The sequence below is a fragment of the Pseudomonas sp. 44 R 15 genome, from assembly GCF_900004965.1.
In the GTDB taxonomy this organism is placed as follows: Bacteria; Pseudomonadota; Gammaproteobacteria; order Pseudomonadales; family Pseudomonadaceae; genus Aquipseudomonas; species Aquipseudomonas orientalis_A.
This window is the reverse complement of record NZ_CVTU01000081.1, coordinates 38,933-53,807: the sequence shown is the minus strand read 5'-3', so window position 1 is coordinate 53,807 and position 14,875 is coordinate 38,933. Positions and strand designations below refer to the sequence as shown.

The window sequence follows — 14,875 nt, the reverse complement described above, 5'->3', positions numbered from 1 at the left end:
ACGGTGCCCGGCATTTCAAATCCTACGACGACAAGGGCCGACTGACCGTCGAGCAGGACCCGCTGGGCGCGGTGACGGCGTATCAGTACGACGACGCCGGACGCTTGGTCGCGCTGTTTCCGGGAGATGATGAGCCGACGTCCTACGAGCATGACAATGGTTTCGTACGGGTCGTGCGGCGTGGTGAGGCGGTTTGGAAATACGAGCGTAATGAGCAAGGCGATGTCATCCGCAAACTTGATCCGGACGGCGACGCGACGGATTACAGCTACGACAAGCGGGGACAACTGACCGGGGTCTGGTATCCCGACCACAGTTGTCATCGGCTGATGTGGAATGAGCGTGGGCAGCTTGTTGAAGAACAGCTGCCCAATGGCGGGATCAAGCGCTATCGCTATGACGACCTGGGGCGGCAGGTTGCGCGGGAGGATGAATACGGCGCGCTGACTCAGTATCAATGGGACGCTGTAGGACGCTTGACTCGCTGGGTACTGCCGGACGGCGCTACGCGGGAATTCAGCTACAACCCCTACGGAAAAATCATCGCCGAACGCGATGAACTCGGCCACCTCACCCGCTACGAATACGCCGACGGCTTGCACCTGATCAGCCGCCGCATCAATGCCGACGGCACCCAGGTCAAGTACCGCTACGACAACGCCCGCCTTTTGCTGACCGAAATCGAAAACGAAGTCGGCGAAACCTACCAACTGGACTACCACCCCAACGGCCTGATCCGACAGGAAACCGGCTTCGACGGCCAACGCACCGCCTACGCCTACGACCTCAACGGCAACCTGCTGGAAAAGACCGAACACGGCGACGATGGCAGTCAGCTTGTTACCCGTTACGAGCGCGACCACGCCGGTCGTCTTGTAAGAAAAACCTTGCCCGATGGCAACACGGTCGACTACATCTACGACCGCCAAGGCAACCTCCTCAGCGTCGAAGACGGCCACTGGGCGCTGGCCTACGAGTACGACAAACAAAACCGCCTCACTGCTGAGCACCAGGGCTGGGGCACTTTGCGCTACGGCTACGACGCCTGCGGTCAGTTAAAAGACCTGCGCCTGCCCGACAACAACCGCCTGACCTTCAACCACGACAAAGGCGGCCACCTGGCCACCGTCGAGCTGAATGGCGCACTGCTGACCTCCCACCTGTTCCACGCCGGTCGCGAACACCAACGCCAACAAGGCCAACTGCTCAGCCACTACCACTACGACGACCAAAACCGCCTGCACGCCCACGCCGTCACCCAGCAAGGAAACCACCTTTACCAACGCCAATACGACTACGACAAAGCCGGCAACCTCGCCCGCCTGCTCGACACCCGCAAAGGCGAACACCTTTATCGCTACGACCCACTCCAGCGTCTGACACGGGCGGATCATTCGCAGGATGTGCAGGAGCGTTTCGGCCACAACCCCGCCGGCAATTTGCTTATGCAAGACAGGCCGGGGCCCGACATCGTGGCGGGCAATCGCCTGATGATCCAAGGCGACCACCATTACGACTACGACGCCTTCGGCAACCTTATCCGTGAACGGCGTGGCAAGGGCCAGCAACTCGTCACCGAGTACCGCTACGACTGCCAGCACCGGCTGATCGGCGTCACCCAACCCAACGGCCAAACCGCAAGCTATCGCTATGACCCGTTTGGTCGGCGCATCAGCAAAACCATCGAAGAGAAAACCACGGAGTTCTTCTGGCAAGGCGACAAGCTGATCGCCGAACACCATGCCGATCAACATCGCAGCTACCTCTACGAACCCGACAGCTTCCGTCCGTTGGCACTGCTGGAAGGCTTCGGTCCAGAAAACGTAAAGCCCTACTACTACCAACTCGACCACCTCGGCACACCGCAGGAACTCACCACCCCCGAAGGCGACATCGCCTGGTCCGCCCACTACCGCGCCTACGGCGAAATCAGCCGCCTCGACGTAGGCAAAATCGACAACCCTCTACGTTTTCAAGGCCAGTACTACGACCAGGAAAGCGGCCTGCACTACAACCGGCATCGCTACTACCATCCGGATATTGGTCGTTACCTGACGCCTGATCCGGTGAAGCTGGCGGGTGGGATCAATGCCTACCAGTACGTGCCCAATCCTACGGGTTGGGTGGATCCGCTGGGATTAAGTTCTTGTCCGGAATCCGCTGAATGCAGACCAGCCTATAAAGCCCAAAGTCCTTTTGATTCCGCTAGAGTTGACTCCGGTGAGCCACGAACTCCCGAGCCGCGGCTGACAGCTAGACAGGCCAGGATTGAGGAACTTACCGAGGCCAATGCGAAGCGTCGAATCCTGGAGTACGAAGAAAAGTACGACATGCATATGGTCGGCAAGCACGGCCCGGAGGTAGAGCATCACAAGGTGGAAAGGCGATCGTTTGATGGAACAGACCCAATAACGGGTAGAACACCAATAAATAGAAGGGGCGTCCCGAGTTCGCAATTTAACAGTTGGAAGTTTCAGCTTCAGGCATGGACAAAAGCCACCTCGCGGACAGAGCGGGGGCTACCGCGCTACACCGGCGTTGATGACAACAGAAACGATATTGTACGTTTAGAATTACCAGGAGCTGGACGAGGCTACAGGCCAAACAGAAGAGACCCAACCAACCCAACCTTTAACCCATCCATGAATGCTGTAGAAATGAAATTTCGAGAAGACGGCACACCTTTCACCTTATTCCCCATTAAGGAATGACAACACATGTTATATCACCCCGGCTCCGACACCGTCCCATTCGACGCCAGCCTTTACTATTTCGTAGGAGTTTTTGATATTTATGACAGGGAAGAAACCAAGGGAAAAGAACTCGCTCGCTATAACCCGAATGACAGTAAAGACAGAGAAAATCTCATACTAAAATATTGCTTAGACCCATACAAAAGACTCTCCTATCGACACAGATACAAATTAATAGAAAGCTTATCCTTCGCCTTAAACAGCGTGAATTTCAACTTCCAATCTTACTTTGAGGACGATCCAGACAAATACACTACGATGGCCTGGGATGAAACAGAAATAGTCGACCTTCGAGGTTTCTTCGCCGACATCTACCGACTCGCCAATGAAGTCTGGAAAGACGACCTCCAAAAAGCCAGCCGCGAAGACCAATCAACTTGGTAACCCACCGCCTGTGGCGAGCGAACAAACTCCCTCGCCACAAGTGCATGACCTACTTCAACGCTTGGCCAACTCCATAATCATCCGACTCAACAAATAAACCCGAGGCACCACACTCTCCACCTCGGCGTACTCCTCCGACGTATGAATATTCCCGCCCACGATCCCAAACCCATCCAGCGTCGGCGTCCCTACCCCGGCCGACAAGCTTGCATCCGCGGCGCCGCCGCTGCCTTCGATGGTCAGGGTCTTGCCCAACTCGCCGTAGATGCCCTGGGCAATCGCGACGAGTTTGTCCGATTCCGCCGTTTGCGGCATTGGCGGCAGCCCGCGTTGCAGGGTGGTCTTGACTTCGGTTTCGGGGATCAGTTTGTCCGCTGAAACCCGCGCCAGGTCTTTCTCGATGCGGTCGAACTCTTCCGGCAACGCCGCGCGCACGTCGGCCTTGGCGGTGGCCTGGTCGGGGATGACGTTGGTGCGGTCGCCGGCCTTGAGCACGGTGAAGTTGATGGTGGTTTTCTTTTCCTCGTCCCCCAGCTTGCCCAGTTGCAGGACCTGGTGCGCAACTTCCATGGCGGCGTTGCGCCCCAATTCGGGCGCGACGCCGGCGTGGGCGGCTTTGCCTTTGACTTCGACCACGGCGGTAGCGCTGCCCTTGCGCCAGACCACCAGGCCATCGGCCGGGCGGCCGGGTTCCAGGTTGAGGGTCACGTCATGGCCCTTGGCGGTGGTGCGGATCAGTTCGGACGCGGCGTCGGAGCCGGTTTCTTCGCTGGCATCGAGCAGGAAGGTGATTTGCGCATAGTCCTTGAAACCCTGGTTTTTCAGGACTTTCAGCGCGTAGATGCCGGCCACGATGCCACCTTTGTCGTCCATCACGCCGGGGCCATAGGCACGGCCATCCTTGATATGGAACGGACGCTCGGCGGCCGAGCCTTCCTTGAACACGGTGTCCATGTGCGCCATCAGCAGGATCTTGGCCTTGCCGGTGCCCTTGAGGGTGGCGACTACATGGCTGCTGTTGGCGGCCTTGTCCGGCACCAGCTGGATACTGAAACCCAGCTGTTTCAATTCATCCACGGCAATATCGCGCACTTTGGCCAGGCCGGGCTCGTAGCCGGAGCCGGAGTCGATATTCACCAGGCGTTCCAGCAGTTTCAGGGCGTCGGCCTTGTACTGTACGGCATCCGCCTGGATTTGCTTGTGCGGTTCGGCGCTGTAGGCCGGCAGAGCGAAGGACAAGGCCAGGGTCGCGGCCAGAAGGGTACGGGGGAAGGTGAAGGGCATGAACCGGTCCTTGTTTTTGTTGAAGGGAGATCGCCACACCCTACCCCACTAAACGGACCGCAACCAAGCCCCCTGCAGTGAGTTGACCCGGTTGCGCCCGCTGCTTTTGGCTTCGTACAAGGCACGGTCGGCATCGTTGAGCCAACTGATGGAGTCGGCATGGCCGGGGTGATACAGCGCCAGGCCGATGCTCAAGCTGGCACGCAGGGTCGGGTCCTGGGCGTACGCCAAGGCGTTGAAACGATCACGCAGGGCGTCCATCACCTCAGTGGCGCGGTTGAGCGGCATGTCCGGCAGGATCACGCAGAACTCATCGCCGCCGTAGCGCCCGGCTAGGTCGGTGCCGCGCAGGTTCTGGCGCAAGACCTTGCTCAACTGGCGCAAAACGATATCACCGGTGACATGGCCATAGGTGTCGTTGATGAGTTTGAAGTGGTCGATATCGATCAGCGCAATGGCCGCTCCCGCCGGACCACGGCGGCAACGCTGGAACTCGACTTCCAGATGGTCTTTCCAGGCGCCGTGGTTGAGCAGGCCCGACAGGCTGTCGGTGCGGCTCAGCGCCAGCAGTTCGCGCTTGTGCCGCGCCAGTGTCAGCGCCTGGCGATAGCAGATCCAGCCCAGAACCAGGGGGTACAGCATCAGGATCGGCAGGCAGGCGTACAACTGCACCTGGCTGGTCACGGCAATAAAGGCCGGCGTGAATATCAAAAGCGCCGTGGCGATACCCAGGGCCTGGGCCACCCACCCCGCCAGCATGAAGCGCGGCCCGCCGATGGCGACATTGTTCATGCTCATCATCGACAACGTGGTGACGCTGGGCAGCGGATTGAAGTGCATCGCACCAACCCAGAACCCGCCGCAGAAGGAGTCGAACAACAGGTTGCGGCGCTCACTGCGCAACGCATGGACGGCACGCAACGACGCTTGAAACGCCAGGTGCGGCCAGACAAACGCGTTGATCAGCATCCAGGCCCACACCCATGGGGACGGGTTCAGCGGATACATCGCAAACGCCACGCACACAAAGCCGAGCGTCATACCCAGGAGACGGGATTTGTACAAGCGCGAAGCGAGCGGAAGTCCATTTCCTCCGACGGCTGGCATGATAGGGGCATCCTGGGTGAATCCCTGAAGTCTATCAGGGCAAAGTCAAAACGCCACTACTGCGTGCAAGCTAATGCTTCAATGCGAAAAGCCGCGTGCCAGCATGACCGCCACGCCGAGTAGCATCACCGCCGTGATCCGCTGCAGCAGCACTCGCCGCCTGGGATTTTCCAGCACGTGCTTGATGCGCTGGCCGAAATAGCAGTACAGGCAGCCGCTGGCAAATTGCAGCAGCAGGAACGTCAGGCCGAGGATGGCGATATCCGCCGCTGAGCTGTGCTCACCCGCCCCGGCGAACTGCGGGAACACGGCGCTGAACATGATGATGGTCTTGGGATTGGAAAAGCCGGTCAGCAAACCTTTGCCGAACAGGCTGCGCGAGCCCTCCACGGCGCCGGCCTTGTCGATCGACACGCCGCTGCTGGTCCACTGCTTGTAGGCCAGGTAAAGGATGTAGGCCACGCCGACAAACTGGATGGCTTGGGTAATCGCGAGGTTGCCCTTGATCAGCTCCGAAAAGCCCACGGCAAAGATCAGGATCGAAATCAGGTACGACACACTGGCGCCGATCTGCGCCGGAATCGAACTGCGCAGGCCATCCTTCAAGCCCAGGCTCAACAGCAACAGGGTCATGGGACCGGGACTGAAGGTCATGGTGGCGCAGAACAACAGGAAGTAGAGAAACGAAGACAGCGTTAACGCACTTGTCATGGTCCGGGACCTTGAATGGAGAGAACGGCAACAACGGGGTGCACGCCACAGGCGCACACCCCTGGATGACATCAGGCGACGGCGATTTCGGTCGTCAGGGATTCGCGGTACATCAAGGCCAGGTCGGCCAGGGCCGCCTTGGCGGTCTGGTTGCGGGTTTCAAACGCCACCAGGCCTTTCCAGTTGGTTTCGACAATGGCCTGCATGACGTCGGCGTAGTCGCAGTTGCCGTCGTGAATGCCGAAGTGCTGGTCTTGCACGCCGTTGTTGTTGCTGAAGGAAATGCCCTTGATCAAGTGGTGATACTTGCGCACCACGGCCGCCGGCAGACCGTCCTCGATGTTGGCGTGGCCGGCATCGAGGAAGAAATACACGTTGTCGTGGGCTTGCAGGCGCTCGAACACAAATGCGTATTCAGCCTCATGGGTGAAGATGTAGTGGAAAGGACGATAGTTGACGTAGTTGGACAGGTTTTCCAGGTAGATGTCCGTGCCCTTGGTCGCCGCATAAGTGGCCAGTTCCTGGACTGACTTGAGGTAATGCTCCAGCGCCACTTTCTTGGCCTTGAGTACCATTTTCGGCTCGACGATGCAGCCACCGTGAATGATCAGCGGCGCGCCGAGGCGACTGGCGATATCGATCTCCTGCTTGACATAGGCCACCGCCGCCACGCGAAACGCCTCGACGTCACTGCCCAGCGGCGCCTTGAAGTTGCCATGGAACACCGGCTTGACCCCACTGGCGGCGATCTGCGCCAACAGGCTTTCGATGCGCGCATCGGTCCAGTCGTCGACCATTTCGCCGAACAGGCTGCCGTCCACATACCAATGGGTGCACTGCCCTTCGATGGCGGCTTGCAGGCCCTGTTCCGCGGCCAGGTATTTCTGGTGGGCCACACCGGTGCAGAACGGCACGGTAGGGTTGATCAGTTTGCTTTCCATGGAGCGATTCCTTTCGTTGATGGAGGATCAGGCGGTGACAGCGTCAGCGAGTTCGATGGCCATGAAATCGGCCTTGGTCACGCCGCAATCCGGGCATGTCCAGTCTTCAGGCACCTCTTCCCAAGGGGTGCCGGCGGGAATTCCGTCCTCCGGAATGCCCAATGCTTCTACGTACATAAAACCGCAGGGTGCACACATATAAGTCTTCATGAGAGTGCAGAATCCATTGCTCGCGTATAGGAAATTTCGCCAACTCCTGGCGAGATGGCGCGCAGTCTAGGGCAATGGCATTGCGCCAGGCAGGTAAAGTGATGCCTAATCCCGCCTGACTTCACCGGTAAAAGCACCGGCAAACATAAGGACGTTTCATGTTGGTATCGGCCATCGCCTTTGTGGAAGGCACACCCAAGGTCCAGCAGATCGTGGATGCGTTCAGCCAGGCCATCGAGGCCGGTGAATGGGCGCCCGGCAGCAAGTTGCCGTCGGTGCGCGAGCTGACCGAAATCCTCGGTGTCAGCAAGTTCACCCTCAATGAGGCCCTGGACCGTCTACGCGGGCGCCACTTGCTCACTTCCAGCCAGGGCCGTGGCTATTTCGTGGCGATGGACAGCGCGCGCCCGGCGTCGGTGGCCTGGGTCGACCTGCTGCCCCAGGACCTGCTCAGCGTATTACGCCGACCACTGGCCACTGCCAGTGGGGAGCTGCGCCCTGGTGGCGGGCACTTGCCGGAGGACTGGCTGAACGGCGAAGCCATCCGCCAGGCCATGCGCAGCGTGGTGCGCGCGCCGTCGCTGCGCATCGCCGGGCTCGGCACGCCGGCCGGGCTGTTGCCGTTGCGCCAGGCGCTGCAACAGAAACTCCACGGCGAAGGCCTGTCGGTGCCGGTGGAACAGATCATCACCACCCCCAACACCGTGCAGGGCCTGGACATGCTCATGCGTCTGCTGGTACGGCCCGGCGACACAGTGCTGCTGGACGCGCCGTGCTACTTCAACTTCCACGCCAACCTGGCCCTGCATGGCGTCAAGGTGGTGACGCTCGAACGCCGCCCCGACGGCTTCGACTTCACCGCCCTCGAACACCTACTGGCCGAACACCGGCCCAGCCTGTACCTGACCACCAGCGTGCTGCATAACCCGACGGGCCATTCCTTCAGCCCCAGCCAGGCGTTTCGCCTGCTGCAACTGACCCAGCAGTACCACTGCCATATCGTCGAGGATGACCTCTACGGCGACCTGCACCCCAACCCACCGCCACGCCTGGCCGCCGTCGCCGGGCTGGATCAGGTCACCTACCTGTCGGGATTTTCGAAGATCCTGAGCGCCAATGCCCGCGTCAGCTATGTGGTGGCCGCGCCACAACTGGCCGCCAACCTGACCAACATGAAGTTGATGAGCGGCGGCGTGACCTCGGAGCTGTTCGAGCAGATCGTGTACCGCATGCTCAGCGAAGGCAGTTATGCCAAGCACCGCAAGCGCATGGTCCAGCGCCTGATGGAAGCCGGCGGGCGCGTCGAGCAATGGCTCAAGCGCTGCGGCTGCGAACTGCCGATGGCTTTCGAAGGCGGCATGTTCATCTGGGCGCGCCTGCCGCCGGGGGTCAACGGCGAACTGCTGGCCCAGCAAGCCCTGAAGCGCAGCATGGTGCTGGCGCCCGGCTTGCTGTTTGGCTACGACCCGGCTCACCGGGACTTGATGCGCTTCAATGTGGCTCACAGTGATGAGCCACGGGCGCAGCGGGTATTTGAAGCGCTGCTGCGCCATCGGGTTGCGCAAGTCTGAAAAGCCTTAACTGACGATATCACTGCGCCGCACATGGCCCTCTACGACAAGCACGAAGTTCGCCTCACTCGGCTTAGCGCTGATTTCCAGGGTACTCATTTTCAGCACGGGGTTGTAAGTCACGATGGCTTCACCGATGGCGCCGGAAAATGCGTCGACGAAGCTCAGTTGCGCAACCCCCAGCGAGGCCCTGACGCCCGACACATCGACCCTGTCTTCGCCGCTGACAAAGTCCATGATCCGGTCGGGCGCGGCCTGGGTCGAGTCGCTGATGCGCCCATAGGCAAACCGGTCCCTGCCCTTGCCGCCCCACAGCGTGTCGGCCCCCCCTGCTCCATATAACCAATCATCGCCCTCTCCCCCTTTGAGTTCGTTGGCCACCTCGTTACCCACCATCAAATCGTTGCCGGAGCCGCCGATGGCATTTTCGATCGTCACGCCATAGGCAATCGAAACATTCCCCTTGAGGCCGCCGACGTCAGAAAAGGTCCCCTCCCGCAGGCTGATGCGCTGGACCTGCGTGTAACCGGAGAAGTCCAGGGTGTCATTGCCGCCACCGTCCCAAATGGCCGCTACCATTTTATCCTTGGCGGTGTTGACGCTCAGGAAGTCTCGGTCCGCATTGGCATTGAAGCCGTAGGTGGTGTTGTCTTTACGGGTGTCGTGGTTGGCGCCGTACTTGCGTTGATAGGCACTGATATCGTCAAGCTGCGGCGCCGAAGAGCGCATGCCTGCATGATTCATATAGCCGGTACGCTCGCCCCGATAACTCATGGCGCTGTGACTCTGCGAGTCCTCGTGATAACCCACCTGCTCTTGTTTGAGTATCCTGTCGTAGTCGCCGGAGTGGTCGAGCCCCAAGGCATGCCCCAGTTCGTGGACGATGGTATGGCGGCCCGCATTTCCCAATGCGGCGTCAACCACCGACCGGTCGCCTTTGTTGACGGCAAACCAGACATCACCGCTGCTGGCAACGCCTGGCGAAGGCAGCACGGCATAGCTCGTATCGTTGTAGGGCAGACCCTTGTCATCGATTCTCTGACCGAAATTGGCGAGGGTGATGTGGCCTTCGCTGCCTGCGGCTCTCGGCCCTTCGGTAAACCTGAGGTTGGCAACATCGGCAATGCTCTGCAGGCTGGCCCGCGTCTGTTGGCGCTGGTTTTCAAGAACGTGGGTGAAACCGGTTTTGTTGAACTGCCTTGCGTCCTTGTCAACGGGCGGGGTACGAAATTCGTAGGTCACGTCATGGCGGCCATCGCCGTTCTTGTCCAGCCACCCCGGGCTCTTTCGCCAGAGGTGCAAGGCCGCGTCTTCGGCAGACTTGGAGGGCAAACCGTTATGGCGGATGTCACCGCCGCGATCATCTCGGTGCCGGAAGGCTTCGATGAGCCGCAACGCATCACTGGGACGAGAGGCAACCGTATTCATACGCACACTCCTATCTGGCTGGAGTTCCATCTTGAGCGCCCTCAGCTCGACAAGCTGCCCGTTGCTTCGCCCTCCTGGATAGCCGCCTGCGGAAACTGGCTTGGGCATCGACCACTGAAGCTGTAGGCGACATCCTTGTGCCGGCCACGAAATCAGGCGCAAAGGTCGTTATGCGCTTTTAATCTGTTTTTTTTAATGATTGGATCCCCACCCTTTGGTCAGGCTGTACTAGCATACGTCTCGGCGGGCAGCACTATCACTGCAGGTTATTCGCATTGGCTAGTCTCTTAATCCCCGTCGCTATAAGACCGAATACCTGCACTCGAAACTCATGGACGAATTGATGAACTCACACCTGTTCCCACATATAGGCAAGGTCATCGCCAGCACCGGCAGTCGCCACTTCCCACGTATGCTGCATGACCTGATCCTCACCCAACTGGCAGTGGACGCCACCCATATCACGCAACTGCGAGTGAGTGCCGCCGGCCACACTCGCCGCAGGATCAGCCCGGTCTATACCGACTCGGCAGTGGCGCTGGGCGAAGAGCAACCGGCCGCCCAGCTGCACCTCACCCGCCGTAAGGACGATGTGCGGTATGTGCTGTCGGTGTACCGCTCGCACCAGTCCGAAACCTTCTCGGCGCAAGAGCGCAGCATGCTGGAGGATTTCTCCACGCTGCTGCTGCCCATGGTGGAAAACCACATCAGCGCGATCCAGCCATGCCCCCCAGGCAATACGCCGCAGGAACCACAGAACCAGGGCATCGAGACCTTGCGGCGACGCATTCAGGAGCGCCTGGTGCAATCGGGGTTGACCCTGTCCAACCGTGAACTGGAAGTATGCGTAGGCCTGCTGGCCGGGCGCACCGCGCCGGAGTTGGCCGAACAGTTGGCGCTGAAGGTCAACACCATCGAGAGCTACCTCAAGCGCGCGGCGATCAAACTGGGCATCAGCGGACGGCATTCGTTGTTGCGGTGGATGTATGCCACCGAAGACAGCACCATTCTCTAAGCCGACATCGGTCAAAAGGTGGGAGGGGGCTTGCTCCCGATAGCGGTGTGTCAGCTTGCTTATGCATGGACTGACACACTGCCATCGGGGGCAAGCCCCCTCCCACATTTGATCTCCGGCGGCCTGAACGGATCAGTCCCGAGCCAGCGCCTCGATGGGGTCCAGCCGCGCCGCATTGCGCGCCGAGATTCGTTGTTGCGGTGGATGTATTCCACCGAAGACAGCACCATTCTCTAAGCCGACATCGGTCAAAAGGTGGGAGGGGGCTTGCTCCCGATAGCGGTGGGTCAGCTTGACTATGCATTGACTGACACACTGCCATCGGGGGCAAGCCCCCTCCCACATTTGATCTCCATCAATCTCGAGCCAATGCCTCGATCGGGTCCAGCCGCGCCGCGTTGCGCGCCGGCACGAAGCCGAACACGATGCCGATCAGCGTCGAGCAGGCAAACGCGGTGATGATCGAGCCCAGGGAAAACACCATTTCCCACTCCTTCACGAACAGCGAAAACAAATAGCCGATGGCATAGGACAGCGAGATACCGATAATCCCGCCGATCAGACACACCATCACCGCCTCCACCAGAAACTGCTGGCGAATATCCGATTGCCGCGCCCCTACGGCCATGCGAATGCCAATCTCGCGGGTGCGTTCGGTGACCGACACCAGCATGATATTCATCACGCCGATACCACCCACCAACAACGAAATCACCGCGATCAATGACAACAGCAGCGCCAGCGAACGGCTGGTTTTCTGCACCGTCTGCATGATGCTGTCGAGGTTGTTGGTGAAGAAATCCTTGGTGCCGTGGCGTTGCAGCATGAGCTTATTGACGTTGTCTTCCACCACCTTGCTCGGCTGGCCGTCCTTGATGCGCACGGTGATGCTGTCCAGGTGGCGCTGCCCCAACAGGCGCCCCGCCGCCGTCTCATACGGCACCCACACGTTCAGCACCTTGCTGGCGGCGAACAGGTTCTTGTTGTCCGCCGTCACCCCGATCACCGTGCACGGCAGGTTGCCCACCAGGATCACCTGACCCAGGGGGTCAACGGTCGGCCCGAACAGGCGATGCCGGGTGTTGTGGTCGATCACCACCACCTGCGCCTGACGCCGTGCATCACTTTCGCTGAAGGCGATACCGGCTTCGAGCTTCACGCCCTTGACCTTGAAGTAGCGGTCGCTGACGCCGTTGACCTGCGCGTCCACGTCGATATTGCCAAAGCGCAGCAACAGGTTGCGCCCCACCACCGGGGTGGCGCTGTCGACGTAATACAGCTGGTTCAACGCGTCCACATCTGACGGCATCAGGGTCTCGATGGCCGAGGCGCGGCTGTCACCGAAACTGGTGCCGGAAAAGATATCGATGGTGTTGCTGCCGATGGCCTGGATGTCCTTGAGCACATAACGTTTGGCGCCCTCGCCGATGGCCGAGATCGACACCACCGAGGTGATGCCGATGACGATACCGAGCATGGTCAGCAAGGTGCGCATGCGATGGGAAATCAGCGCGACCCAGGCCATGTTGAACGCTTCCTTGAACAACCCCAGGCTCGCCACCAGGCGCCGCGCGCCGCTGCGCCGGGGCTCGAGCGGCGCTTCTTCGGGCAGCTCCAGGCCGGCACTGTCGTTGGCCTTGTCGCTGACGATCTCGCCGTCGCACACCTCGACGATACGCTGGGCATTGGCCGCCACCTTGGGGTCGTGGGTGACGATGATCACCGTGTGCCCGGCCGCGTGCAGCTCGGCGAGGATGCGCATCACCTCCTTGCCGCTGTGGGTGTCGAGGGCCCCGGTGGGTTCGTCGGCCAGGATCACCTCGCCGCCATTCATCAAGGCCCGGGCGATACTCACGCGCTGCTGCTGCCCACCGGACAACTGGCTCGGCCGATGGGTGATATGCCCCGACAGGCCCAGGCGCGCGAGCAACTCCCGCGCGCGGCTGTGGCGCTGGCCTTCCGGGATGCCGGCATAGATCGCCGGCATTTCCACGTTGTGCAAGGCACTCAAGTGCGCCAGCAGGTGGTAGCGCTGGAAGATAAACCCGAAGTAATCGCGGCGCAGTTCCGCCAGTTGCTCATCGCCCAGGGAACGGGTTTCGATGCCGTTGATTTTGTAGCTGCCGGCGGTGGCGTAATCCAGGCCGCCGAGGATGTTCATCAATGTCGATTTACCCGAACCCGAGGCGCCGATGATCGCCAGCATTTCCCCGGCGTGAATGGTCAGGTCGATGCCCTTGAGCGCGATGAATTCGCGCTCGCCGGCCATGAAACTGCGGGTGATGCCCTTGAGCTCCAGCAGAGGTTGAGTCATGGCTCAATTCCCCGCCACGGCAGGCGAGGCGTCGCCAATCACCACCTTGTCGCCCTCGACCAGGCCGTCGAGGATCTGCACCTTGACGTTGTTGTTGATACCGGTCTTCACCTCACGCACCTGCGCCCTGCCCTTGGCGTCGAGCACCCGCACTGCATAGCCGCCCTCGGCATTGCGCGCGCCCAGCGCCGCCACCGGCATCATCAGCGCAGCCTCGGCGGTGTCGAGCACGATACGCACCTGGGCGGTCATGGCGATGCGCAAGCGGTGGTCGGGGTTGGGCACATCGAACAGCGCGTTATAAAACACCGCCGTATTCTGCTTGGGCGCACCGGCGGTCTGGGTTTCGAGGAAATTCTGCGGCGCCGGTTCAGTGCCACGCAGCTTGGCGTAGTAGCGCTTGTCGGCCTCACCGAGAATAGTGAAATACACCTGCTGGCCGGGGCTGATGTGAATCACATCCGCTTCCGACACCTGGGCCTTGACCGTCATCGTGTCCAGGTCGGCCAGCTTGAGCAGCACCGGCGCCAGCTGGTTGGCGATGACCGTCTGGCCTTCCTGGGTAACGATACCCACCACATCGCCGTCAATCGGCGCATTGATACGGGTATAAGCCAGGTTGACCTTGGCCGTGTCGATCTGAATGTGCGCGCTCTTGATCTGCGCATCCAGAGACAACAGATTGGCCTGCTGCACCTGAAAGGTCGACTCGGCGTCCTCGAAATCCTGGCGCGACACCGACTCATCGGCCTGCAAGCCCTTATAGCGCTCATACACCGACCTGGCCTGCTTGACCTGCGCCGCCGTGGCGCGGCGTTGAGCCTGCAGATTCTCCTCATCGACCTGGGCCTTGCGCAGCGTGTTCTGCAGGATCAGCGGATCGATTTCAGCCAGCCACTGGCCTTTCTTGACCTTGTCACCGACCTTGACCTTGAGCGACTTCAACTGACCGGAAACCTGCGCACCCACATCGACCTGCTTGACGCCCTCCAACAAGCCGGTGGCGAGAACGGCGTTTTCAATATCACCGCGCTCGACAGTGGCCGTGAGGTATTGAGGCGCATCGGCAGGCGCCTTGACGGTGTAAATGATCAAGCCGATGGCAACCGCCAGCACGGCGAATATCCCGATTTTGCGTAACTTAGACGTCTGCATAA

Annotated in this window: 12 protein-coding genes; 4 read left to right on the top strand and 8 right to left on the bottom strand. The window is 60.3% G+C overall.

Features of this window, described 5'->3' with window-relative positions; translation table 11 throughout:
- On the top strand, window positions 1-2,711 hold a 2,711-nt coding region (locus tag BFP93_RS10225; RefSeq protein WP_141687963.1), incomplete at its 5' end, for an RHS repeat-associated core domain-containing protein.
- A gap of 6 nt (window positions 2,712-2,717) precedes the next feature.
- A complete protein-coding gene (locus BFP93_RS10220) occupies window positions 2,718-3,137 on the top strand; it encodes a hypothetical protein (RefSeq protein ID WP_065892984.1) in 420 nt (139 codons plus the stop codon).
- Window positions 3,138-3,191: 54 nt separating this feature from the next.
- Here BFP93_RS10220 and BFP93_RS10215 read toward each other — a convergent pair whose 3' ends face one another.
- From BFP93_RS10215 to BFP93_RS10195, 5 genes are all read right to left on the bottom strand, one after another.
- The gene (locus BFP93_RS10215) at window positions 3,192-4,421 is read right to left on the bottom strand and encodes a M20/M25/M40 family metallo-hydrolase (protein WP_065892983.1); all 1,230 of its coding nucleotides are present in this window, start codon (window positions 4,419-4,421) and stop codon (window positions 3,192-3,194) included.
- A gap of 48 nt (window positions 4,422-4,469) precedes the next feature.
- On the bottom strand, window positions 4,470-5,528 hold the full coding sequence (locus BFP93_RS10210; RefSeq protein ID WP_065892982.1) for a diguanylate cyclase: 1,059 nt from the start codon (window positions 5,526-5,528) through the stop codon (window positions 4,470-4,472).
- Between the two features lie 78 nt (window positions 5,529-5,606).
- The gene (locus tag BFP93_RS10205; protein ID WP_057721872.1) at window positions 5,607-6,239 is read right to left on the bottom strand and encodes a LysE family translocator; all 633 of its coding nucleotides are present in this window, start codon (window positions 6,237-6,239) and stop codon (window positions 5,607-5,609) included.
- Between the two features lie 71 nt (window positions 6,240-6,310).
- On the bottom strand, window positions 6,311-7,180 hold the full coding sequence (locus BFP93_RS10200; RefSeq protein WP_065892981.1) for a sugar phosphate isomerase/epimerase family protein: 870 nt from the start codon (window positions 7,178-7,180) through the stop codon (window positions 6,311-6,313).
- 27 nt (window positions 7,181-7,207) lie between these two features.
- Window positions 7,208-7,390, bottom strand: coding sequence for a rubredoxin (locus tag BFP93_RS10195; RefSeq protein WP_065885035.1), 183 nt, complete (start codon window positions 7,388-7,390; stop codon window positions 7,208-7,210).
- Window positions 7,391-7,548: 158 nt separating this feature from the next.
- Between BFP93_RS10195 and BFP93_RS10190 the strand changes: the two genes are divergently transcribed.
- Window positions 7,549-8,961: an aminotransferase-like domain-containing protein gene (locus BFP93_RS10190; RefSeq protein WP_065892980.1), complete on the top strand. Its 1,413-nt coding sequence runs from the start codon at window positions 7,549-7,551 to the stop codon at window positions 8,959-8,961.
- Window positions 8,962-8,967: 6 nt separating this feature from the next.
- On the opposite strand, the gene BFP93_RS10185 is transcribed toward BFP93_RS10190, so the two are convergent.
- A complete protein-coding gene (locus BFP93_RS10185; protein ID WP_083205645.1) occupies window positions 8,968-10,389 on the bottom strand; it encodes a M10 family metallopeptidase C-terminal domain-containing protein in 1,422 nt (473 codons plus the stop codon).
- A 343-nt stretch (window positions 10,390-10,732) separates the two neighbouring features.
- Here BFP93_RS10185 and BFP93_RS10180 point away from each other — a divergent pair, with 343 nt between their 5' ends.
- A complete protein-coding gene (locus BFP93_RS10180) occupies window positions 10,733-11,404 on the top strand; it encodes a LuxR C-terminal-related transcriptional regulator (protein WP_122463985.1) in 672 nt (223 codons plus the stop codon).
- A gap of 355 nt (window positions 11,405-11,759) precedes the next feature.
- Here the strand turns inward: BFP93_RS10180 and BFP93_RS10175 are convergent, their stop codons facing one another.
- Window positions 11,760-13,718, bottom strand: coding sequence for a MacB family efflux pump subunit (locus BFP93_RS10175; protein WP_065892977.1), 1,959 nt, complete (start codon window positions 13,716-13,718; stop codon window positions 11,760-11,762).
- Between the two features lie 3 nt (window positions 13,719-13,721).
- Window positions 13,722-14,873, bottom strand: a complete 1,152-nt coding sequence (macA, locus tag BFP93_RS10170) for a macrolide transporter subunit MacA (RefSeq protein ID WP_065885031.1) — start codon at window positions 14,871-14,873, stop codon at window positions 13,722-13,724.
- Window positions 14,874-14,875: the final 2 nt, after the last annotated feature.